This window comes from Streptomyces sp. Je 1-332 (genome assembly GCF_040730185.1).
In the GTDB taxonomy this organism is placed as follows: domain Bacteria; phylum Actinomycetota; class Actinomycetes; order Streptomycetales; family Streptomycetaceae; genus Streptomyces.
On record NZ_CP160402.1, the window covers coordinates 4,391,749 to 4,409,449 of the forward strand.

Below are 17,701 nucleotides of genomic sequence, written 5' to 3' on the forward strand. Positions count from 1 at the left end.
GCTGCGGCGTTCATACAGCTCCGGCGTGCCTACGGCTCCGGCGTTTCAGGCAGCTCCGGCCGGATCGCCGTCCGTGCCGCCCGCGAGCCGGTCGCCGATGGCCCGAAGGCCTGCCAGGTCGTGCACGTCACCCGGCAGCGCCGTCACTTCGGCCACGGCCACCTCGGGGTGAAGCGCGGTGAAGCGGTCGCGCGTGCGCTGTTCGCGCGCGAGCAGCTGCATGCGTTCCGCGTGCAGTCGCAGCAGACCGGCGGTCAGCTGGTCCACGGGCTGCTGGGCATCGGGCTGCTGGGCCTCGGGCCGCAGAGTGTCGGACTGCCGAGTGTCGGACTGCTGAGTGTCGTGGGGTTCGGCGGGAGCCTCGGGTGCTTCGGCGGGAGCCTCGTGTGCCTCGGGGGAAGCCTCGCTGGGGCTACGAACTGCAACCTTCCCGTCCTCCTGATCCACAATGCGGCTCTCATCAAGATTTTCCGCGGCGGCAAGTGCCCGCTCGGCCGAGAGCTGAGCGGCGCCGCTGCGGTGCACCCTGTTGAGTACGAGACCGGCGAGCGGCATGTCGTCCGCCGCCAGGCGCTCCACGAAGTACGCCGCCTCCCTCAGCGCGTCACGCTCGGGCGAGGCCACCACGAGGAAGGCCGTCCCCGGCGCCTGAAGCAGCCGGTACGTGGCGTCCGCGCGGGTGCGGAACCCGCCGAACATGGTGTCCATCGCGGCGACGAACGTCTGGACGTCCCGCAGCAGTTGACCGCCGAGCAGCTTGCCCAGGGCCCCCGTCATCATCGACATCCCGACGTTCAGGAACTTCATCCCGGCCCGGCCGCCCACCTTCGCCGGGGCCATGAGCACCCGGATCAGCTTCCCGTCCAGGAAGGAGCCGAGGCGCTTCGGCGCGTCGAGGAAGTCAAGGGCCGAACGCGACGGCGGCGTGTCGACGACGATCAGGTCCCACTCGTCGCGGGAGCGCAGCTGCCCCAGCTTCTCCATCGCCATGTACTCCTGCGTGCCCGCGAAGCCCGCCGAAAGCGACTGGTAGAAGGGGTTGTTGAGGATCGCGCTCGCCCGCTCCTTGTCCGCGTGCGCCTCGACGATCTCGTCGAAGGTGCGCTTCATGTCGAGCATCATGGCGTGCAGCTCACCGTCACCGGACGAGCTCTCGATGGCCTTGACCCGGCGCGGGACGTTGTCGAGCGAGTCGATGCCCATGGACTGGGCGAGGCGGCGCGCCGGGTCGATGGTCAGGACGACGACCTTGCGGCCCCGTTCGGCCGCGCGCAGGCCGAGCGCCGCCGCCGTGGTCGTCTTGCCGACGCCCCCGGAGCCGCAGCACACCACGATGCGGGTCTTCGGGTCGTCGAGCAGGGCGTCCACGTCGAGCGTGCGGGCCGGGTCCAGGGGACGTGCCGTTTCCGCGTTCCGTGCCGGGTCCGAGGTCATGCGATCCCTTGCTTCCGCAGTTGCGTCGCGAGTTCGTAGAGCCCCGCCAGGTCCATCCCCCCGGCCAGCAGCGGGAGTTCGTGCAGGGGCAGGCCGAGCTCGCCGAGGACGGCCCGCTGGGAGCCCTCCAGGGCGTACCGCTCGGCGTACTCGGCGGCCTGCTCCAGGAGCGGATCGACCAGACGCTCGGCGACACCGCCCCGGCGTGCCCCGCCGAGCCCGGCGGCGGACAGGGACTTGGCGATGGCGGTACGAGGTGTCTGCCCGAGCCCGTGCTCCAGGGCGTCCTCGTCGAGCAGCGCGGGCCGCACCATGTTCACGATGACGCGCCCCAGGGGGAGCCCCGCGGCGCGCAGCTCGGCGATCCCGTCGGCGGTCTCCTGGACGGGCATCTCTTCGAGGAGCGTCACCAAGTGGACCGCTGTCTCCGGTGACTTGAGGACGCGCATCACGGCCTGTGCCTGGTTGTGTATGGGCCCGATCTTGGCGAGCCCGGCCACCTCGTCGTTCACGTTCAGGAAGCGTGTGATGCGGCCGGTTGGGGGCGCGTCCATCACCACGCAGTCGTACGCGTACCGCCCGCTCTTGTCCTTGCGGCGTACGGCCTCGCAGGCCTTGCCGGTCAGCAGGACGTCCCGCAGGCCCGGCGCGACGGTGGTCGCGAAGTCGATGGCGCCGAGTTTCTTGAGCGCCCGTCCCGCGCCCCCCAGCTTGTAGAACATCTGGAGGTAGTCGAGCAACGCCAGTTCGGGATCGATGGCGAGGGCGTACACCTCCCCGCCCCCGGGAGCGACGGCGATCTTCCGCTCCTCATACGGCAGCGCTTCGGTCTCGAAGAGCTGCGCGATGCCCTGTCTGCCCTCCACCTCCACGAGGAGGGTGCGTTTGCCCTCCGTCGCGAGGGCGAGCGCGAGTGCGGCGGCCACCGTGGTCTTGCCGGTACCGCCCTTGCCGCTGACGACCTGGAGCCTGCTCACACTTCCGAGCCTAACCAGTCGCCGTCCGGACTAAGCAGGAGGCCACCGTGAGCAGTGCCTCACAACCGTTACAGTCGGCCATATGACCAAGTGGGAATACGCAACCGTGCCGCTGCTCGTCCATGCCACGAAGCAGATTCTGGACACCTGGGGCGAGGACGGCTGGGAGCTCGTCCAGGTCGTGCCCGGGCCGAACAACCCTGAGCAGCTCGTGGCCTACCTGAAGCGGGAGAAGCAGGCATGAGCGGCAATGTAGAGGCGAAGCTGGCCGAACTGGGCATGACGCTGCCCGAGGTCGTCCCGCCGCTCGCCGCCTACCAGCCGGCTGTCCAGTCCGGTGTGTACGTCTACACCGCGGGCCAGCTCCCGATGGTGGACGGCAAGCTTCCGATGACCGGCAAGGTCGGCGGGGAGGTGACCCCCGAGGAGGCCAAGGAACTGGCCCGCACGTGCGCGCTGAACGCGCTCGCCGCGGTGAAGTCCGTCGCCGGTGACCTCGACCGGATCGCGCGTGTCGTGAAGGTCGTCGGCTTCGTGGCTTCGGCCCCGGACTTCACGGGCCAGCCCGCCGTGATCAACGGCACGAGCGAGCTGCTCGGTGAGGTTCTCGGCGACAAGGGCGTGCACGCCCGCAGCGCCGTGGGTGTGGCGGTTCTGCCGCTGGACGCGCCGGTCGAGGTCGAGATCCAGGTGGAGCTGACCGAGGCGTGATCGGCGCCCTGTCGGCTGCCTCCTGGCACCCGATAGTTGCCTCTCGAACATCAGCTCACTAGGGGATAGCCTCCGCCCATGGCTAATGGGCAGTGGTACCCCCCGGAGTGGCCCGACCGCATCCGTGCGCTGAGCAGCGGTGAACTGACGCCGGCGACTCCGCGTAGGGCGGCCACGGTCATGCTCCTGCGGGACTCCCGGGACTCCGTGACGGGCCCCGCCGTACACATGCTGCGCAGACGCGCCTCCATGGCTTTCGCCGGAGGCGCGTACGCGTATCCGGGCGGCGGTGTGGACCCGCGGGACGACGACCACCTCGTGCGCTGGGCGGGCCCTTCGCGCGCTACGTGGGCGGCGCGGCTCGGCGTGGACGAGCCGGGCGCCCAGGCGATCGTCTGCGCCGCTGTCCGCGAGACGTACGAGGAGGCGGGCGTGCTGCTCGCCGGGCCCACTCCGTCGACCGTGGTCGGCGACACCACGGGCGAGGACTGGGAGGCGGACCGCGAGGCGCTGGTGGCCCGCGAATTCTCCTTCGCGGAGTTCCTCGACCGGCGTGACCTGGTCCTCCGCAGCGACCTGCTCGCCGCCTGGGCCCGGTGGATCACCCCGGAGTTCGAGCCGAAGCGCTACGACACGTTCTTCTTCGTGGCGGCTCTCCCGGAGGGGCAGCGCACGCGCAACGCCTCCACGGAGGCCGACCGTACGGTGTGGATCGCTCCGGGGGAGGCCACGGCGGGGTACGACAAGGGCGACCTCCTGATGATGCCGCCCACCATCGCGACCCTGCGCCAACTGAGCCCCTACGGTTCGGCCGCGGAGGCCCTCGCCGCCGCCCCGGAGCGCGACCTCACCCCGGTCCTGGCCCAGGCGCGCCTGGAGGAGGGCGAGTTGGTACTGACGTGGCCGGGCCACGAGGAGTTCACCAAGCACATCCCCACGAGGGGTTCCGCATGACCGAAGCCGCCGCTCTACCCGGGCAGCCCCGGGGCGGAGTGATCAGTGGTCCCGCCACCGCCCGCGCGGTCAACGTCCTGGCTCCCAACGCGTCCGCGATGACGCTGGACGGGACCAACACCTGGATCGTGTCCGAGCCGGACTCCGGGCTCGCGGTCGTCATCGACCCGGGGCCCCTGGACGACGTACACCTCCGGAACGTCATCGCCACGGCCGAGAAGGCGGGGCAGCGGGTCGCGCTGACCCTCCTCACGCACGGCCACCCCGACCACGCGGAGGGCGCAGCCCGCTTCGCCGAGCTGACCGGCACCAAGGTGCGGGCCCTCGACCCCGCCCTGCGACTCGGCGACGAGGGCCTGGGCGCGGGTGACGTGATCACGACGGGCGGCCTGGAGCTCCGGGTGGTCCCGACGCCGGGCCACACCGCGGATTCCCTCTGCTTCCACCTCCCGGCCGATCAGGCGGTCCTGACGGGGGATACGGTCCTCGGCCGCGGTACGACGGTCGTGGCGCACCCTGACGGGCGCCTGGGGGACTATCTGGACTCCCTGCGGCGGCTGAGGTCCCTGACGGTCGACGACGGCGTGCACACGGTGCTGCCGGGCCACGGCCCGGTCCTGGAGGACGCCCAGGGCGCCGTCGAGTTCTACCTCGCCCACCGCGCGAACCGCCTGGCCCAGGTCGAGACAGCAGTGGAGAACGGCCACGCGGCCCCGTCGGACGTGGTCGCCCACGTATACGCGGACGTGGACCGCTCCTTGTGGCCGGCGGCGGAACTGTCGGTGAGGGCGCAACTGGACTACTTGCGAGAACACGGCTTGATCTAGCCACCAACGAAGCCCCCGCCGCCAAACTCCCCACACCGGACCACCCCACCCTCATCCGAGAGACGGGGCGGCCCTACCCACCCTCGTCCGGGAGACGGGGGCGGCCCTACCCACCCTCATCCGGGAGACCGGGCGGCCCCACCCACCCCCAGCCGGGAGACCGGGCCGCGCTCATCCTCGACCTCCCCCACCCACCCTCATCCGGGAGACCGGGCCGCTCGCCCACCCCACCCCACACCGCGGGGCAATCGGGTGGGTGGGCGGGAAAAGCTTGTGCGGAAGCACGGATGGGCCCCGCCTCAAAACGAGGCGGGACCCATCCGCGTACGAAACAGCGTCAGCGTGACCGCTTGGCCAACCGCTCCACATCCAGCAAAATCACCGCACGCGCCTCAAGCCGAAGCCAGCCGCGCCCCGCGAAGTCCGCCAGAGCCTTGTTGACCGTCTCGCGGGACGCGCCGACCAGCTGGGCCAGCTCTTCCTGCGTGAGGTCGTGCACGACGTGGATGCCCTCTTCGGACTGCACACCGAAGCGGCGCGACAGGTCGAGGAGGGCGCGGGCCACACGCCCGGGCACGTCGGAGAAGACCAGATCGGACATCTGGTCATTCGTCTTGCGCAGGCGCCGGGCAACGGCACGCAGCAGCGCCGCGGCCACCTCGGGCCGCGCGTTCAGCCACGGCTGAAGGTCGCCGTGGCCGAGGCCCAGCAGCTTGACCTCGGTCAGCGCGGAGGCGGTCGCCGTACGCGGGCCCGGGTCGAACAGCGAGAGCTCACCGATGAGCTCGCCGGGGCCGAGCACCGCGAGCATGTTCTCTCGGCCGTCGGGTGAGGTGCGGTGAAGCTTCACCTTGCCCTCGGTGACCACATAAAGGCGGTCTCCGGGGTCACCCTCATGGAAAAGCGCATCCCCGCGCGCGAGCGTCACCTCACTCATGGAGGCGCGGAGCTCCGCGGCCTGCTCGTCATCGAGCGCCGCGAAGAGCGGGGCGCGCCGCAGAACGTCGTCCACGAGTTCTCTCCTTGTCGGCCTGCATCAGGGGACTGTGACCCCCCATTTTGCCGGACGGTCCAAACAGTGTGATCAGTCACAAGTCTGCCGCACCGGCGTCGCAAGCTGTGCGGGAGGGGGCCAATTGGGGGCCGATCCATAGGGTCCGGGGCGGATGTCAGTGTCGGGCTCTAGGCTGGCCGGGTGTCCAAAAAGCCGGTGAGCACACAGGCCAGGAGCGCTGGGAAGGTGAAAGCCTGCCCGGATTCCGCTGTGGGCGAACAGGCTTCCGCTGAACCAGAGAATGCGACAAAAGGGACAAAAGTGCCACCGGTGAGGAAGCCTTCGGAGAAGAAACAGGCCACCCCGGCCGCGGCGGAATCCACCCCGGCCAAGAAGACCGCTGCGGCCAAGAAGGCCACCCCGACCAAGAAGGCCACCCCGGCCAAGAAGACCGCCCCCGCGAACAAGAAGACCGCCCCCGCGAAGAAGCCCACGCCCGCACCCACGCCCACGCCCAAAGCCAAAGCCGACGCCAAGCCCGAGTCCCACACCGCCCTCGTCCGCCGAGCCCGCCGCATCAACCGCGAGCTCGCCGAGGTGTACTCGTACGCCCACCCCGAGTTGGACTTCGAGAACCCCTTCGAGCTGCTGATCGCCACGGTCCTGTCCGCGCAGACGACCGACCTGCGGGTGAACCAGACGACTCCGCGCCTCTTCGCCGCGTACCCGACCCCGGAGGACCTCGCGGCCGCCAACCCCGACGAGGTCGAGGAGTTGATCCGGCCGACCGGGTTCTTCCGGGCGAAGACGAAGTCGATCATGGGACTCGCCACGGCACTACGGGACAACCACGGCGGCGAGGTCCCCGGCCGCATAGAGGACCTGGTCAAGCTGCCCGGCGTAGGACGCAAGACCGCGTTCGTCGTGCTCGGGAACGCTTTCGGTGTCCCTGGACTGACTGTGGACACCCACTTCGGGCGGCTCGTCCGGCGCTGGAAGTGGACCGAGGAGACCGACCCGGTGAAGGTCGAGGCCGCCATCGCCGACCTCTTCCCGAAGAGCGAGTGGACGATGCTCTCGCACCGAGTGATCTTCCACGGCCGCCGGATCTGCCACTCCCGCAAGCCCGCCTGCGGCGCCTGCCCGATCGCCGAGCTCTGTCCGTCGTACGGAGAGGGCGAGACCGACCCGGAGAAGGCGAAGAAGCTCCTGAAGTACGAGATGGGCGGTCTGCCCGGCCAGCGCCTCAAGCCCCCGCCGGACTACCCCGGGAAGCCCGCGCCCCCGCTCGGCGCCGCATGAGCGAGGAACCAACGAAGGGTCCACAGGCGTTGTCCACAGTTGGACGGGGGTGCCGATGACGCACGCGAGCGACACGAGCGAGACGACCGACACGAGCGATACGCACATGAGCGATGGGAACGGCTTCGAGGGACACGGCCAGGAGCCCCGACAAGGATCCGGGGGACCAGGCAGCCCCAACGGACACGCACGCCCCAACGGACACGCGCGCCTCAACTCCGAGAGCCTCGGCTCCGAGCGCCTCAACTCCGAGCACCTCAGCCCCGTGCGCCTCAGCACCGAAGGACTCCCCGCCTGGCTCGACCCCGTCGCCCGCGCCGCCGACACGGTCCGGCCGACCCAGCTCAGCCGCTTCCTGCCCCCGGAGAGCGGCGCCGGCCGCCAGTCCGCCGTACTGGTCCTCTTCGGAGAGGGCACACACGGCCCCGAGCTGCTCCTGATGGAGCGTTCCGGAAGCCTGCGCTCGCACGCGGGCCAGCCCTCCTTCCCCGGCGGCTCCCTCGACCCCGAGGACGGCGACCCGCTGACCGACGGCCCCCTGCGCGCCGCCCTGCGCGAGGCCGAGGAGGAGACCGGCCTCGACCCCCGAGGCGTCCAGCTCTTCGGCGTGCTGCCCAAGCTCTTCATCCCGGTGAGCGATTTCGTCGTCACGCCCGTACTGGGTTGGTGGCGATCACCCAGCCCCGTCGGCGTCGTCGATCCGGCCGAGACGGCCCGCGTCTTCACGGTCCCCGTGTCCGATCTCACGGATCCCGGGAACCGCGCGACGACGGTTCACCCGAGCGGCCACCAAGGCCCGGCCTTCCTCGTCGAATCCGCTCTGGTCTGGGGTTTTACGGCCGGTGTGATCGACAGAATCCTGCACTTCGCAGGCTGGGAGCGCCCCTGGGACCGCACCAAGCAGGTGCCGCTCGACTGGCGCGCATGACAAGGTTGCGGGGACGTGGCGACCGCGATGCGAGGCGAGGATTGAATCGGTGAACGTGCTGGACATCCTGTTGGTGGTCGCCGCCGTATGGTTCGCGGTCGTCGGCTACCGCCAGGGATTCGTCGTCGGCATCCTGTCGGTGATCGGCTTCCTGGGCGGCGGACTCGTCGCGGTGTACCTGCTGCCCGTCATCTGGGGCGCTCTCACGGACGACGAGGGAGCGGTGAGCACGACGGCCGCCGTCGTCGCCGTCGTCATCGTGATCGTCTGTGCCTCCGTCGGCCAGGCCTTCACCACGCACCTGGGCAACAAGCTCCGCAGATACATCACTTGGCAGCCCGCCCGCGCCCTGGACGCCACGGGCGGCGCACTGGTCAACGTACTGGCGATGCTCCTCGTCGCCTGGCTGATCGGCTCCGCCCTCGCGGGTACGACGCTGCCGACGGTCGGCAAGGAAGTACGCAACTCCAAGATCCTGCTCGGCGTCTCGCGCACGCTGCCCGACCAGGCCGACACCTGGTTCGCGGACTTCTCCTCGGTCCTTGCGCGCAACGGCTTCCCGCAGGTCTTCAGCCCGTTCTCGAACGAGCCCATCACCGAGGTCCAGGCCCCCGACCCCAAGCTCGCCAAGAGCGAGGTCGCCACGAAGGCCCGTCGCTCCATCGTGAAGGTGCAGGGCGAGGCCCGCGGCTGCGGCAAGGTCCTCGAAGGCACCGGCTTCGTCTTCTCCGAGCGCCGCGTGATGACCAACGCGCACGTGGTCGGCGGCGTGGACGAGCCGACGGTGCAGATAGGCGGGGACGGCAGGACGTACGACGCCAAGGTCGTGCTCTACGACTGGGAGCGCGACATCGCCGTACTGGACGTGCCGACGCTCGACGCGCCCGCGCTGCAGTTCACGTCGAAGGACGCGGCGAGCGGTGACAACGCGATCGTCGCGGGCTTCCCGGAGAACGGGCCGTACGACGTCCGGCCCGCGCGCGTGCGCGGTCGCATCACGGCCAACGGCCCGGACATCTACCACCGCGGCACCGTTCGCCGCGATGTGTACTCGCTCTACGCGACCGTCCGCCAGGGCAACTCCGGCGGCCCGCTGCTCACGCCCGAAGGCAAGGTCTACGGCGTGGTGTTCGCGAAGTCCCTCGACGACCCGGACACCGGCTACGCCCTCACCGCCGACGAGGTCCGCGAGGACATCAAGGCAGGCCGCACCGCCAACCAAGAGGTCGACAGCGAGGGTTGCGCGCTCTAGACGGCGCGCAGCCGGGGGGACGGCCGGGTCAGTCGCGCTTGAGCGAGGCGATCAGTCACGCGTGGCGATGCGATCAGTCGCGCGTGAGCGACGCGATCAGTCGCGCGTATGCCTCAGCCGCGCCGAGACCCAGCGGGCCCTGCGGCGCAGGATGTGGGGAATGCCGATGCCTTGAGCGGGGCCCTCATGGCCCGGATCATGCGGACCGCCCCTCTCACGGCTGTTCAGCGCTGTGGCCGAGCGGCGGTTGCGTGCTGCGTCACTGTAGTCGTGCGTCCAGCCCATACCCGGACGTCTGCCCGTGCCCCAAGGTCGGTAATCGCGCCCACGGGCCCCAATTGGCCTATGCGGGAGGCAATTGGCCGTTCGAAGGACAGGTGTTCGCCAGGCCTCGGCCCAAGGCCCGTTCAGGGCCCCGCACGGCCTACCGGTCCGGCTCGGGATCCTTCAGCCAGTTCACCAGCTCGGTGGAGAAGGCGACGGGGTCCTCCTCCTGCGGGAAGTGCCCCAGGCCGTCGAACAGCCGCCACCGGTAAGGCGCTTCGACGTACTCGCCCGAGCCCGCCGCGCTGCGCGTGCGCATCACGGGGTCGAGCGAGCCGTGCAGATGCAGCGTGGGAACCCGTACGGGGCGCTTCATGCGCCGGTTGAACTGGATGCCGTCAGGGCGGGCCATCGACCGCACCATCCAGCGGTACGGCTCGACCGAGCAGTGCGCCGTCGACGGAATCGCCATGGCACGGCGGTACGTGTCCACCGCCTCGTCGTCCGGAAGCCGCGGCCCCGACCAGTCCCGCACCAGACGCCCCACCAGAGCGGCGTCGTCCGCGACGAGTTGACGCTCCGGCACCCACGGCCGCTGGAAACCCCACACGTACGAGGCGGCGGAGGTCTGCTTGCGGTCCGACAGCATCGCCGAGCGCCAGCGCCGCGGGTGCGGCATCGAGGAGACGGCGAGGCGGCGCACCAGCTTGGGCCGCATCACGGCAGCCGTCCACGCGAGGTAGCCGCCCAGGTCGTGCCCGACGAGCGCGGCGTCAGGCTCGCCGAGCGACCGCACGACGCCCGTGATGTCGAGCGCGAGGTTCGCCGGGTCGTAGCCCCGCGGCGTACGGTCGCTGCCGCCGACACCCCGCAGGTCCATCGCGACCGCACGGAAGCCCGCGTCGGCGAGGGCCACCATCTGGTGCCGCCAGGTCCACCAGAACTGCGGGAAGCCGTGCAGGAGCAGCACGAGCGGCCCGTCGCCCATCTCGGCGATGTGGAAGCGGGCGCCGTTGGCGGCGACGTCCCGGTGCATCCACGGTCCTTCGATGCGTACGAGTGACGTCGGTTGGGCCGGATGGGGGGCGGGCGTGGCGGGGTCCGTCATGAAGACGAGCGTGCCACAGCCGCAGCCTTCTCACTGCCACGGTCGAGGGTGGCACCGGTGACGGGGGCGGGGCCGATCGAACGCGGGTGCGGCTTGACGTTCTGCAGTACGGCAGCCGTCTCCTTGGCCGAGGCGGCGGCCTTCTGCGGGCCCTTGCCCTTCTTGGCCTTCTTCGCGAAGACGACGCCGATCAGCGCGAGCACCCCGGCGACCAGCACGTTCGCCGCGAAGGAGAGCACGAAGCAGATCGCCATGTTCCACCCGCTCCAGGTGCGGATGCCGTACGCGAGGGCGAAGCTCAGCATCGGCAGCGAGAAGAGCAGCACAGCGCCCGCGGCGGCGAACGCGCCGCCGCCGACCGCACCCCGCTTGACGTCCTGGCGCAGCTGGGCCTTGGCCAGCGCGATCTCGTCGTGCATCAGGGCGGACATCTCGCTGGTCGCCGTGGAGACCAGCTGGCCGAGGCTGCGTTCGGTGCCGACGGGCCCGTCGGGTGTGCTCATCGCTTCTCCCCTTCTCCGTAAGTCTGCGTACGTCCGCGCAGGCGTGCTCACCTACGTCTGGTCAGATACGACCGCCCGGCCCATGCCGAGCAGTCAAGTCTGCTCAGATCATGCCGGACCGTCGTCATCGGCGCGTGCCCCGGCCGACACTTCGGCAAGCCTGCGGTGCTCGGCTGCCTTCTTTTCGTAGATCGCGGCCATCCGCAGGTGGTACTCCGGCTTGTCCTGTTCGTACACGTCCGGGATGCCGTCGAGGTCGTCGTCGCGCTCCTCCTCGTCGTAAAGGGCGCGGTAGCGGGCGTTGCGCACCTTGAGCAGGATCCCGGAGAGCACGGCCGCGATGAGAGAGCCCATCAGGACGGCTGCCTTGATCTCGTCGGTGAGCAGCGGGTCCTCGGTGAAGGCGAGTTCGCCGATCAGGAGCGAGACGGTGAAGCCGATGCCGGCCAGCGAGGCGACCGCGAAGACGTCCGGCCAGGCGAGTTCGTCGTTGAGCTCGGCCTTGGTGAAGCGGGCGGCGAGCCAGGTGCCGCCGAAGATGCCGACCGCCTTGCCGAGCACGAGACCGAGCACGACACCGAGCGTCTCCGGCTTGGTGAACACGTCCCCGAGTGCGCCGCCCGACACCGCGACACCCGCGCTGAACAGCGCGAACAGCGGCACGGCGAGTCCGGCGGACAGGGGGCGCACCAGGTGTTCGATGTGCTCGCCCGGCGAGTGCTCCTCGCCGTCGCGGCGCGTGCAGCGCAGCATCAGGCCCATCGCGACACCGGCGATCGTGGCGTGGATGCCGCTGTTGTACATCAGCCCCCAGATGACGAGGGCCAGCGGAACGTAGACGTACCAGCCGCGTACGCCCTTGCGGAGCAGCAACCAGAAGACCGCGAGCCCGATGAACGCGCCGCCGAGGGCCGCGAAGTTGAGGTCGCTGGTGAAGAACACCGCGATGATCAGGATGGCGAAGAGGTCGTCGACGACGGCGAGCGTGAGCAGGAAGGCGCGCAGCGCGGAGGGCAGCGAGGTGCCGATGACCGCGAGGACGGCGAGCGCGAAGGCGATGTCCGTGGCGGTCGGCACGGCCCAGCCGTCGAGCGAACCGCCGCCGACGGTGTTGACCAGGACGTACACCAGAGCGGGTACGGCCATGCCACAGAGCGCGGCGACGACGGGCAGCGCGGCGGCCTTCGGGTCGCGCAGATCGCCCGCGACGAGTTCACGCTTGAGCTCGATGCCGGCGACGAAGAAGAAGACGGCGAGCAGTCCGTCGGCCGCCCAGTGCTGGATGGAGAGGTCGAGGCCGAGGGCGCCGGGCCCCAGATGGAAGCCGCTCACGGACTCGTACGAGCCGCTGGCGGTGTTCGCCCAGATCAGCGCGGTGACGGCGGCGACGAGGAGGAGGACACCGCCGACGGTCTCGGTGCGCAGCGCGTTCGCGACGAAGGTCCGTTCGGGCAGCGAGAGCCGTCCGAGAACCTTGCGCTTGTCGCGGGGTGTGTTGCTGGGTGCGGGCGCGGCCACGGGGGTCGACCTCCGGTCGGTGGGCAGGACGAATCGCTTGCCGACCAGACTTCCCGGCGCACCTAGTACTTCTTGTCGCGTCTCTTTGTGATGTCTTCTTGTTGCGTTGTTGACGCGGTCCTTAGCGTACCTAACGTGCGTCCGGACGTATCCGGTGATCGTCACTTTATGCGCAAGAAGGGCACCCGGCGCGGTGCCGGGTGCCCTTCGATGCCTCAGGTCTGACTAGTCCTCGCTCGGCGCGGCCGGCAGCTTCGTCTGGATCAGGTCCATCACGGAGGAGTCCGTGAGCGTGGTGACATCACCCAGCTCGCGGTTCTCGGCGACATCACGCAGGAGGCGCCGCATGATCTTCCCGGACCGCGTCTTCGGCAGCTCGGCCACCGGAAGGATGCGCTTCGGCTTGGCGATCGGACCGAGGGCCGTGCCCACGTGGCCCCGCAGGTCCGCCACGAGCCCCTCGTCGTCGGCGTTCGCCGTGCCCCGCAGGATCACGAACGCGACGATGGCCTGACCGGTGGTCTCGTCCGCCGCGCCCACGACGGCCGCCTCGGCGACCGACGGGTGCGAGACGAGCGCCGACTCGACCTCGGTGGTGGAGATGTTGTGCCCGGACACGAGCATCACGTCGTCCACACGGCCGAGCAGCCAGATGTCGCCGTCGTCGTCCTTCTTGGCACCGTCCCCGGCGAAGTACTTGCCCTCGAAGCGCGACCAGTAGGTGTCGATGAAACGCTGGTCGTCGCCCCAGATGGTGCGCAGCATCGAGGGCCACGGCTCGGTCAGGACGAGATAGCCGCCACCGCCGTCGGGCACTTCGCGCGCCTCGTCGTCGACGACGGTCGCGGCGATGCCCGGCAGCGCGCGCTGGGCGCTGCCCGGCTTGGTCTCGGTCACGCCCGGCAGCGGCGAGATCATCATCGCGCCGGTCTCGGTCTGCCACCAGGTGTCCACGATGGGGCACTTGTCGGCGCCGATGTTCTTGCGGTACCACATCCAGGCCTCGGGGTTGATCGGCTCACCGACCGACCCGAGGACCCGCAGGCTGGAGAGGTCGAACTTCGCGGGGATGTCGTCGCCCCACTTCATGAACGTACGAATCGCGGTCGGCGCGGTGTAGAGGATGGTCACCCCGTACTTCTGGACGATCTCCCAGAAGCGCCCCTGGTGGGGGGTGTCGGGCGTGCCCTCGTACATGACCTGCGTCGCGCCGTTCGCCAGCGGGCCGTACGTGATGTACGAGTGCCCGGTGACCCAGCCGATGTCGGCCGTGCACCAGTAGACGTCGGTCTCCGGCTTGAGGTCGAAGACGGCGTGGTGGGTGTACGCGGCCTGGGTGAGATAGCCGCCGGAGGTGTGGAGGATGCCCTTGGGCTTACCCGTCGTCCCCGAGGTGTAGAGGATGAACAGCGGGTTCTCGGCGTCGAAGGCTTCGGGGGTGTGCTCGGTGGACTGGCGCTCGGTGAGCTCGTGCCACCACACGTCGCGGCCCTCGGTCCACGCCACGTCCTGGCCGGTGCGGCGCACGACGAGGACATGCTCGATGGAGCTGCCCTCGCGCGAGACGGCGTCGTCGACCGCGGGCTTCAGGGCGGCGGGCTTGCCCCTGCGGTAGCCGCCGTCGGAGGTGATGACGACCTTGGCGTCGGCGTCCTTCACGCGCGCGGCGATGGCGTCGGCGGAGAAGCCGCCGAAGACCACGGAGTGCGCGGCGCCGATACGGGCGCAGGCCAGCATCGACACGACGGCCTCGGGGATCATCGGCAGATAGACGGCGACGCGGTCACCCTGCCCGACGCCCAGCTCGGACAGCGCGTTGGCGGCCCGGCTGACCTCGTCCTTGAGCTCGGCGTAGGTGATGGCCCGGCTGTCGCCGGGCTCACCCTCGAAGTGGAGCGCCACACGGTCGCCGTGGCCCGCCTCGACGTGGCGGTCGACGCAGTTGTACGCGACGTTCAGCTTCCCGTCGGCGAACCACTTCGCGAAGGGCGGGTTCGACCAGTCGAGCGTCTCGGTCGGTTCGGTGGCCCAGGTCAGCCGGCGGGCCTGCTCGGCCCAGAAGCCGAGCCGGTCAGCCTTGGCCTGTTCGTACGCCTCCGCGGTGACGTTGGCGTTGGCCGCCAGGTCGGCCGGTGGCGCGAACCTTCGCTCTTCTTTAAGAAGGTTGGCCAGGCTTTCGTTGCTCACGACATCTCCCATTCCCAGGGTGTCCGTTGTGTCCAAAGCCACAGCTCATCAGACGCGAACCCTCGGTGACAAGAGCCTGCCGAAAATTGGTTTAGACCTTTACTCGGGAGGGCGGCTCCTCACGCGGTGTTCCCTGGTGCGGTGACGGCGTCACCTGGTCGAATACGGCCTCCGCGCTGCCGGTGAGCAAGTAGGCCTGTGCCTCGCCGACATGGAAGTACATGCCATGCAGTTCGAGGGCGCCCTCGGCCATGCGGCGCGCCACGGCCTCGTGGCCGCGCAGGTGCTCCAACTGCTGGACCACGTTGGTCAGACAGAGCTGCTCGACCGCGTCGGCGGGTGCCCGCCCGGCGAGCCGCGCCCAGCCCTCCTTCTCGTGGGCCGCCATGCGCTCAAGGCTCGGTGCCCCGTGCCGCAGCCACCGCTTCAGGGGCGTCCGGGCGCCCCCGGGCGGGGTGGTGAGCAGCGCCTGCATCGCCCCGCACCCGGAGTGCCCGCACACGGTGATGGACCGCACCTTCAGTACGTCGACCGCGTACTCGATCGCGGCGGCCACCGAGTCGTCGCCGCTCTCGGCGCCCGGCAGCGGAACCAGATTGCCGACATTGCGGACGACGAAGAGGTCGCCGGGGCCGCTCGACGTGATCATCGAGGTGACGAGACGGGAGTCGGCGCAGGTCAGAAAGAGCTGCGAGGGCTGCTGGCCCTCGCGTGCGAGCCGGGCGAGCTCGCTCCGCACGTGCGGAGCCGTGTTCCGCTGGAAGGCGCTGATGCCGCTTTCCAGTTGATGCCCGCTGGGCTGCCCCTCGCCCTGGGGCGCTTCCTGGGGCCGGTCGCAGTGGTGGTTGCGCCAGGCCGTCCAGGGCCGGCAGCAGGAGTGCGACGAGCTGGCGGGCTCGGCGATCCGCGTCCCGGCACGCCCGGTCACCTCGACGGCGCCGCCCTGCGCGGCGTGCGCGTCCTGCCAGCACTGCAGCGTTTCGTAGGCCGCGTGGTCCATGAACGAGCCGTCCAACTCGACGATGGTCGACGCGCCCTGGGGCACGAGATGCAACGCCCTGCTCAGTCGCGGCACGGCGAGGAAGGTCAACTGCCCGCGCACGCGCACGTGGTGGACCCCGCCCTCCTCGGTGTGGGTGATGCGCGTGCGGGCGAGGCGGTGCAGCGCGACGGCCACGGCGACGGCGACGCCGATGGCCACACCTTCGAGCACACCGACGAAGACCACACCGAGGGTCGTCGTGGTGTACACGAGGATCTCGCGGTGGCGGGTGATGACCCGGATGTGGTTCAGGCTCACCATCTGGATGCCGACCGCCATCACCAGGGCGGCGAGCGCGGCGAGCGGGATCAGCTCGAGGAGGGGGACCAGGAGCAGGGCGGCCACTACTACCCAAACGCCGTGCAGCATCGTGGAGTTCCGGCTGACGGCGCCGGCCCGCACATTCGCCGTGCTGCGCACCGCGACTCCGGCGACGGGGAGCCCGCCGAGCGCCCCGGACACGGCGTTGGCGGCGCCCTGGCCGAGCAGTTCGCGGTTGAGGTCGGAGCGGACGGCGCCGGCGCTCGGGTCGCGCCGCCCCGAGGCGAGCTTGTCCACGGCGACGGCACCGAGCAGTGACTGCACGCTGCAGACCAGCGTGATCGTGAGGACGGCGGCGACGAGCCCGAGTGCGGGCCCTTCGGGCAGGCCGACCAGCGCGTGACTGCGCCAGGACGGCAGGTCGACCCTGGCCACGCTCAGCCCGGCGAACACGGCGACGGCCGTCGCCACGGCAACGGAGACCAGGGGAGCTGGTACGACACGGAGGGCTTTGCCCGCCGGGCCGGGAATCCGCGGCCAGAGCAGCAGCACCGCCAGGGTCAGCACGCTGATCGAGAGCGCGGCCGGGTGCAGATCGGCCAGCTGGGCGGGCAGGGCGCGGAGGTTGTCGAGCACGGCGCTCTGCGGGGTGCCGCCGAGCACGATGTGCAGCTGCGCGACGGCGATGGCGACGCCGATGCCGGCCAGCATGCCGTGCACGACGGCCGGGCTGACGGCGAGCGCCGAGCGGGCCACGCGCAGGAAGCCGAGGCCGATCTGGGCGACTCCGGCGAGAACGGTGATGGCGCAGGTGGTCCGCCAGCCGTACTGCTGGATGAGGTCGGCGGTGACGACCGTGAGCCCTGCGGCGGGACCACTGACCTGCAGCGGCGATCCGCCGACCCATCCGGCGACCAGACCGCCGACGGCGGCGGCGACGAGGCCCGCCTGGAGCGGTGCGCCGGTGGCGAGCGCGATGCCGAGGGACAGCGGCAGGGCGATCAGGAAGACGGCGATCGACGCGGAGACGTCGGCGCCGGCGATGCGGAACCTACGGAACTTGCGGAACTTGCCGGGCGGCGGCGCGTGGGGCTCGTGGTCGCGTGACGCGTGGGCCGATTCGGCGGCATGGGTGGGGACGCAGGCAGACATGGTTTCCCGTCTCCTCCGGGGCAGCGCGGTCGCGGGACAAGGGGTCCTCCGGAGGTTTCCGGAGGGCGGGTCGCGGCCGTGGGTCACGGCGTTGCAGCGGCGGGATATCTCCACTCTCGGTAAACGAATCGTAATGCAGAGTAAAGACATGGGATAGGCAAGCGGGGCAAATGGGGCACTAGATCACTCCGAAGGGTGATTAAAACTATTCATCGGCTTGTCGGAACATCTGCCTAATGCCTTCGTGCGACGTTGGCGTCGCTATGGGTCATTTCCGGGCAATTACG

The 17,701-nt window shown here is 70.2% G+C and carries 16 protein-coding genes; 7 read left to right on the top strand and 9 right to left on the bottom strand.

What is annotated here, in order from left to right; translation table 11 throughout:
• Window positions 1-45 precede the first annotated feature (45 nt).
• Both ABXJ52_RS19930 and ABXJ52_RS19935 read right to left on the bottom strand, forming a co-directional pair.
• Complete coding sequence (locus tag ABXJ52_RS19930; RefSeq protein WP_367043955.1) at window positions 46-1,434, bottom strand: ArsA family ATPase; 1,389 nt, start codon at window positions 1,432-1,434, stop codon at window positions 46-48.
• Window positions 1,431-2,411: an ArsA-related P-loop ATPase gene (locus ABXJ52_RS19935; protein ID WP_367043956.1), complete on the bottom strand. Its 981-nt coding sequence runs from the start codon at window positions 2,409-2,411 to the stop codon at window positions 1,431-1,433. Before ABXJ52_RS19935 ends, ABXJ52_RS19930 begins: the two co-directional genes overlap by 4 nt.
• A gap of 82 nt (window positions 2,412-2,493) precedes the next feature.
• Between ABXJ52_RS19935 and ABXJ52_RS19940 the strand changes: the two genes are divergently transcribed.
• The 4 genes from ABXJ52_RS19940 to ABXJ52_RS19955 all read left to right on the top strand — a co-directional run bounded on the left by ABXJ52_RS19940 (window position 2,494) and on the right by ABXJ52_RS19955 (window position 4,903).
• Window positions 2,494-2,655, top strand: coding sequence for a DUF4177 domain-containing protein (locus ABXJ52_RS19940; RefSeq protein WP_003975360.1), 162 nt, complete (start codon window positions 2,494-2,496; stop codon window positions 2,653-2,655).
• Window positions 2,652-3,122, top strand: a complete 471-nt coding sequence (locus ABXJ52_RS19945) for a RidA family protein (protein ID WP_367043957.1) — start codon at window positions 2,652-2,654, stop codon at window positions 3,120-3,122. Before ABXJ52_RS19940 ends, ABXJ52_RS19945 begins: the two co-directional genes overlap by 4 nt.
• Window positions 3,123-3,200: 78 nt before the next feature.
• Window positions 3,201-4,076, top strand: a complete 876-nt coding sequence (locus tag ABXJ52_RS19950; protein ID WP_367043958.1) for an NUDIX hydrolase — start codon at window positions 3,201-3,203, stop codon at window positions 4,074-4,076.
• Window positions 4,073-4,903 (top strand): MBL fold metallo-hydrolase, encoded by an 831-nt coding sequence (locus tag ABXJ52_RS19955; RefSeq protein WP_367043960.1) that lies wholly within the window; start codon window positions 4,073-4,075, stop codon window positions 4,901-4,903. The genes ABXJ52_RS19950 and ABXJ52_RS19955 overlap by 4 nt, the downstream gene beginning before the upstream one ends.
• Window positions 4,904-5,240: 337 nt before the next feature.
• On the opposite strand, the gene ABXJ52_RS19960 is transcribed toward ABXJ52_RS19955, so the two are convergent.
• The gene (locus ABXJ52_RS19960; protein WP_016642758.1) at window positions 5,241-5,915 is read right to left on the bottom strand and encodes a Crp/Fnr family transcriptional regulator; all 675 of its coding nucleotides are present in this window, start codon (window positions 5,913-5,915) and stop codon (window positions 5,241-5,243) included.
• A gap of 312 nt (window positions 5,916-6,227) precedes the next feature.
• Between ABXJ52_RS19960 and nth the strand changes: the two genes are divergently transcribed.
• Genes nth through ABXJ52_RS19975 form a run of 3 tightly spaced genes read left to right on the top strand, consistent with a single transcriptional unit; the run spans window position 6,228 to window position 9,379 of the window.
• Window positions 6,228-7,199, top strand: coding sequence for an endonuclease III (gene nth, locus ABXJ52_RS19965; RefSeq protein WP_367043961.1), 972 nt, complete (start codon window positions 6,228-6,230; stop codon window positions 7,197-7,199).
• A gap of 55 nt (window positions 7,200-7,254) precedes the next feature.
• On the top strand, window positions 7,255-8,127 hold the full coding sequence (locus ABXJ52_RS19970) for a CoA pyrophosphatase (RefSeq protein ID WP_367043963.1): 873 nt from the start codon (window positions 7,255-7,257) through the stop codon (window positions 8,125-8,127).
• 49 nt (window positions 8,128-8,176) lie between these two features.
• Window positions 8,177-9,379, top strand: a complete 1,203-nt coding sequence (locus ABXJ52_RS19975) for a MarP family serine protease (protein ID WP_367043964.1) — start codon at window positions 8,177-8,179, stop codon at window positions 9,377-9,379.
• 96 nt (window positions 9,380-9,475) lie between these two features.
• Here ABXJ52_RS19975 and ABXJ52_RS19980 read toward each other — a convergent pair whose 3' ends face one another.
• From ABXJ52_RS19980 to ABXJ52_RS20005, 6 genes are all read right to left on the bottom strand, one after another.
• On the bottom strand, window positions 9,476-9,664 hold the full coding sequence (locus ABXJ52_RS19980; protein WP_237330242.1) for a hypothetical protein: 189 nt from the start codon (window positions 9,662-9,664) through the stop codon (window positions 9,476-9,478).
• Between the two features lie 139 nt (window positions 9,665-9,803).
• Window positions 9,804-10,751, bottom strand: coding sequence for an alpha/beta hydrolase (locus tag ABXJ52_RS19985; protein ID WP_367043965.1), 948 nt, complete (start codon window positions 10,749-10,751; stop codon window positions 9,804-9,806).
• Window positions 10,748-11,254 carry a phage holin family protein gene (locus tag ABXJ52_RS19990; protein ID WP_367043966.1) on the bottom strand — a complete coding sequence of 169 codons (507 nt, stop codon included), beginning with the start codon at window positions 11,252-11,254 and terminating at the stop codon, window positions 10,748-10,750. The genes ABXJ52_RS19985 and ABXJ52_RS19990 overlap by 4 nt, the downstream gene beginning before the upstream one ends.
• Window positions 11,255-11,362: 108 nt before the next feature.
• The gene (gene nhaA / locus ABXJ52_RS19995; protein ID WP_367043967.1) at window positions 11,363-12,772 is read right to left on the bottom strand and encodes a Na+/H+ antiporter NhaA; all 1,410 of its coding nucleotides are present in this window, start codon (window positions 12,770-12,772) and stop codon (window positions 11,363-11,365) included.
• Between the two features lie 225 nt (window positions 12,773-12,997).
• Window positions 12,998-15,001 (bottom strand): acetate--CoA ligase, encoded by a 2,004-nt coding sequence (gene acs, locus ABXJ52_RS20000; protein ID WP_367043969.1) that lies wholly within the window; start codon window positions 14,999-15,001, stop codon window positions 12,998-13,000.
• Between the two features lie 49 nt (window positions 15,002-15,050).
• Window positions 15,051-17,414 carry a SulP family inorganic anion transporter gene (locus ABXJ52_RS20005; protein ID WP_367043970.1) on the bottom strand — a complete coding sequence of 788 codons (2,364 nt, stop codon included), beginning with the start codon at window positions 17,412-17,414 and terminating at the stop codon, window positions 15,051-15,053.
• Between the last annotated feature and the right edge of the window lie 287 nt (window positions 17,415-17,701).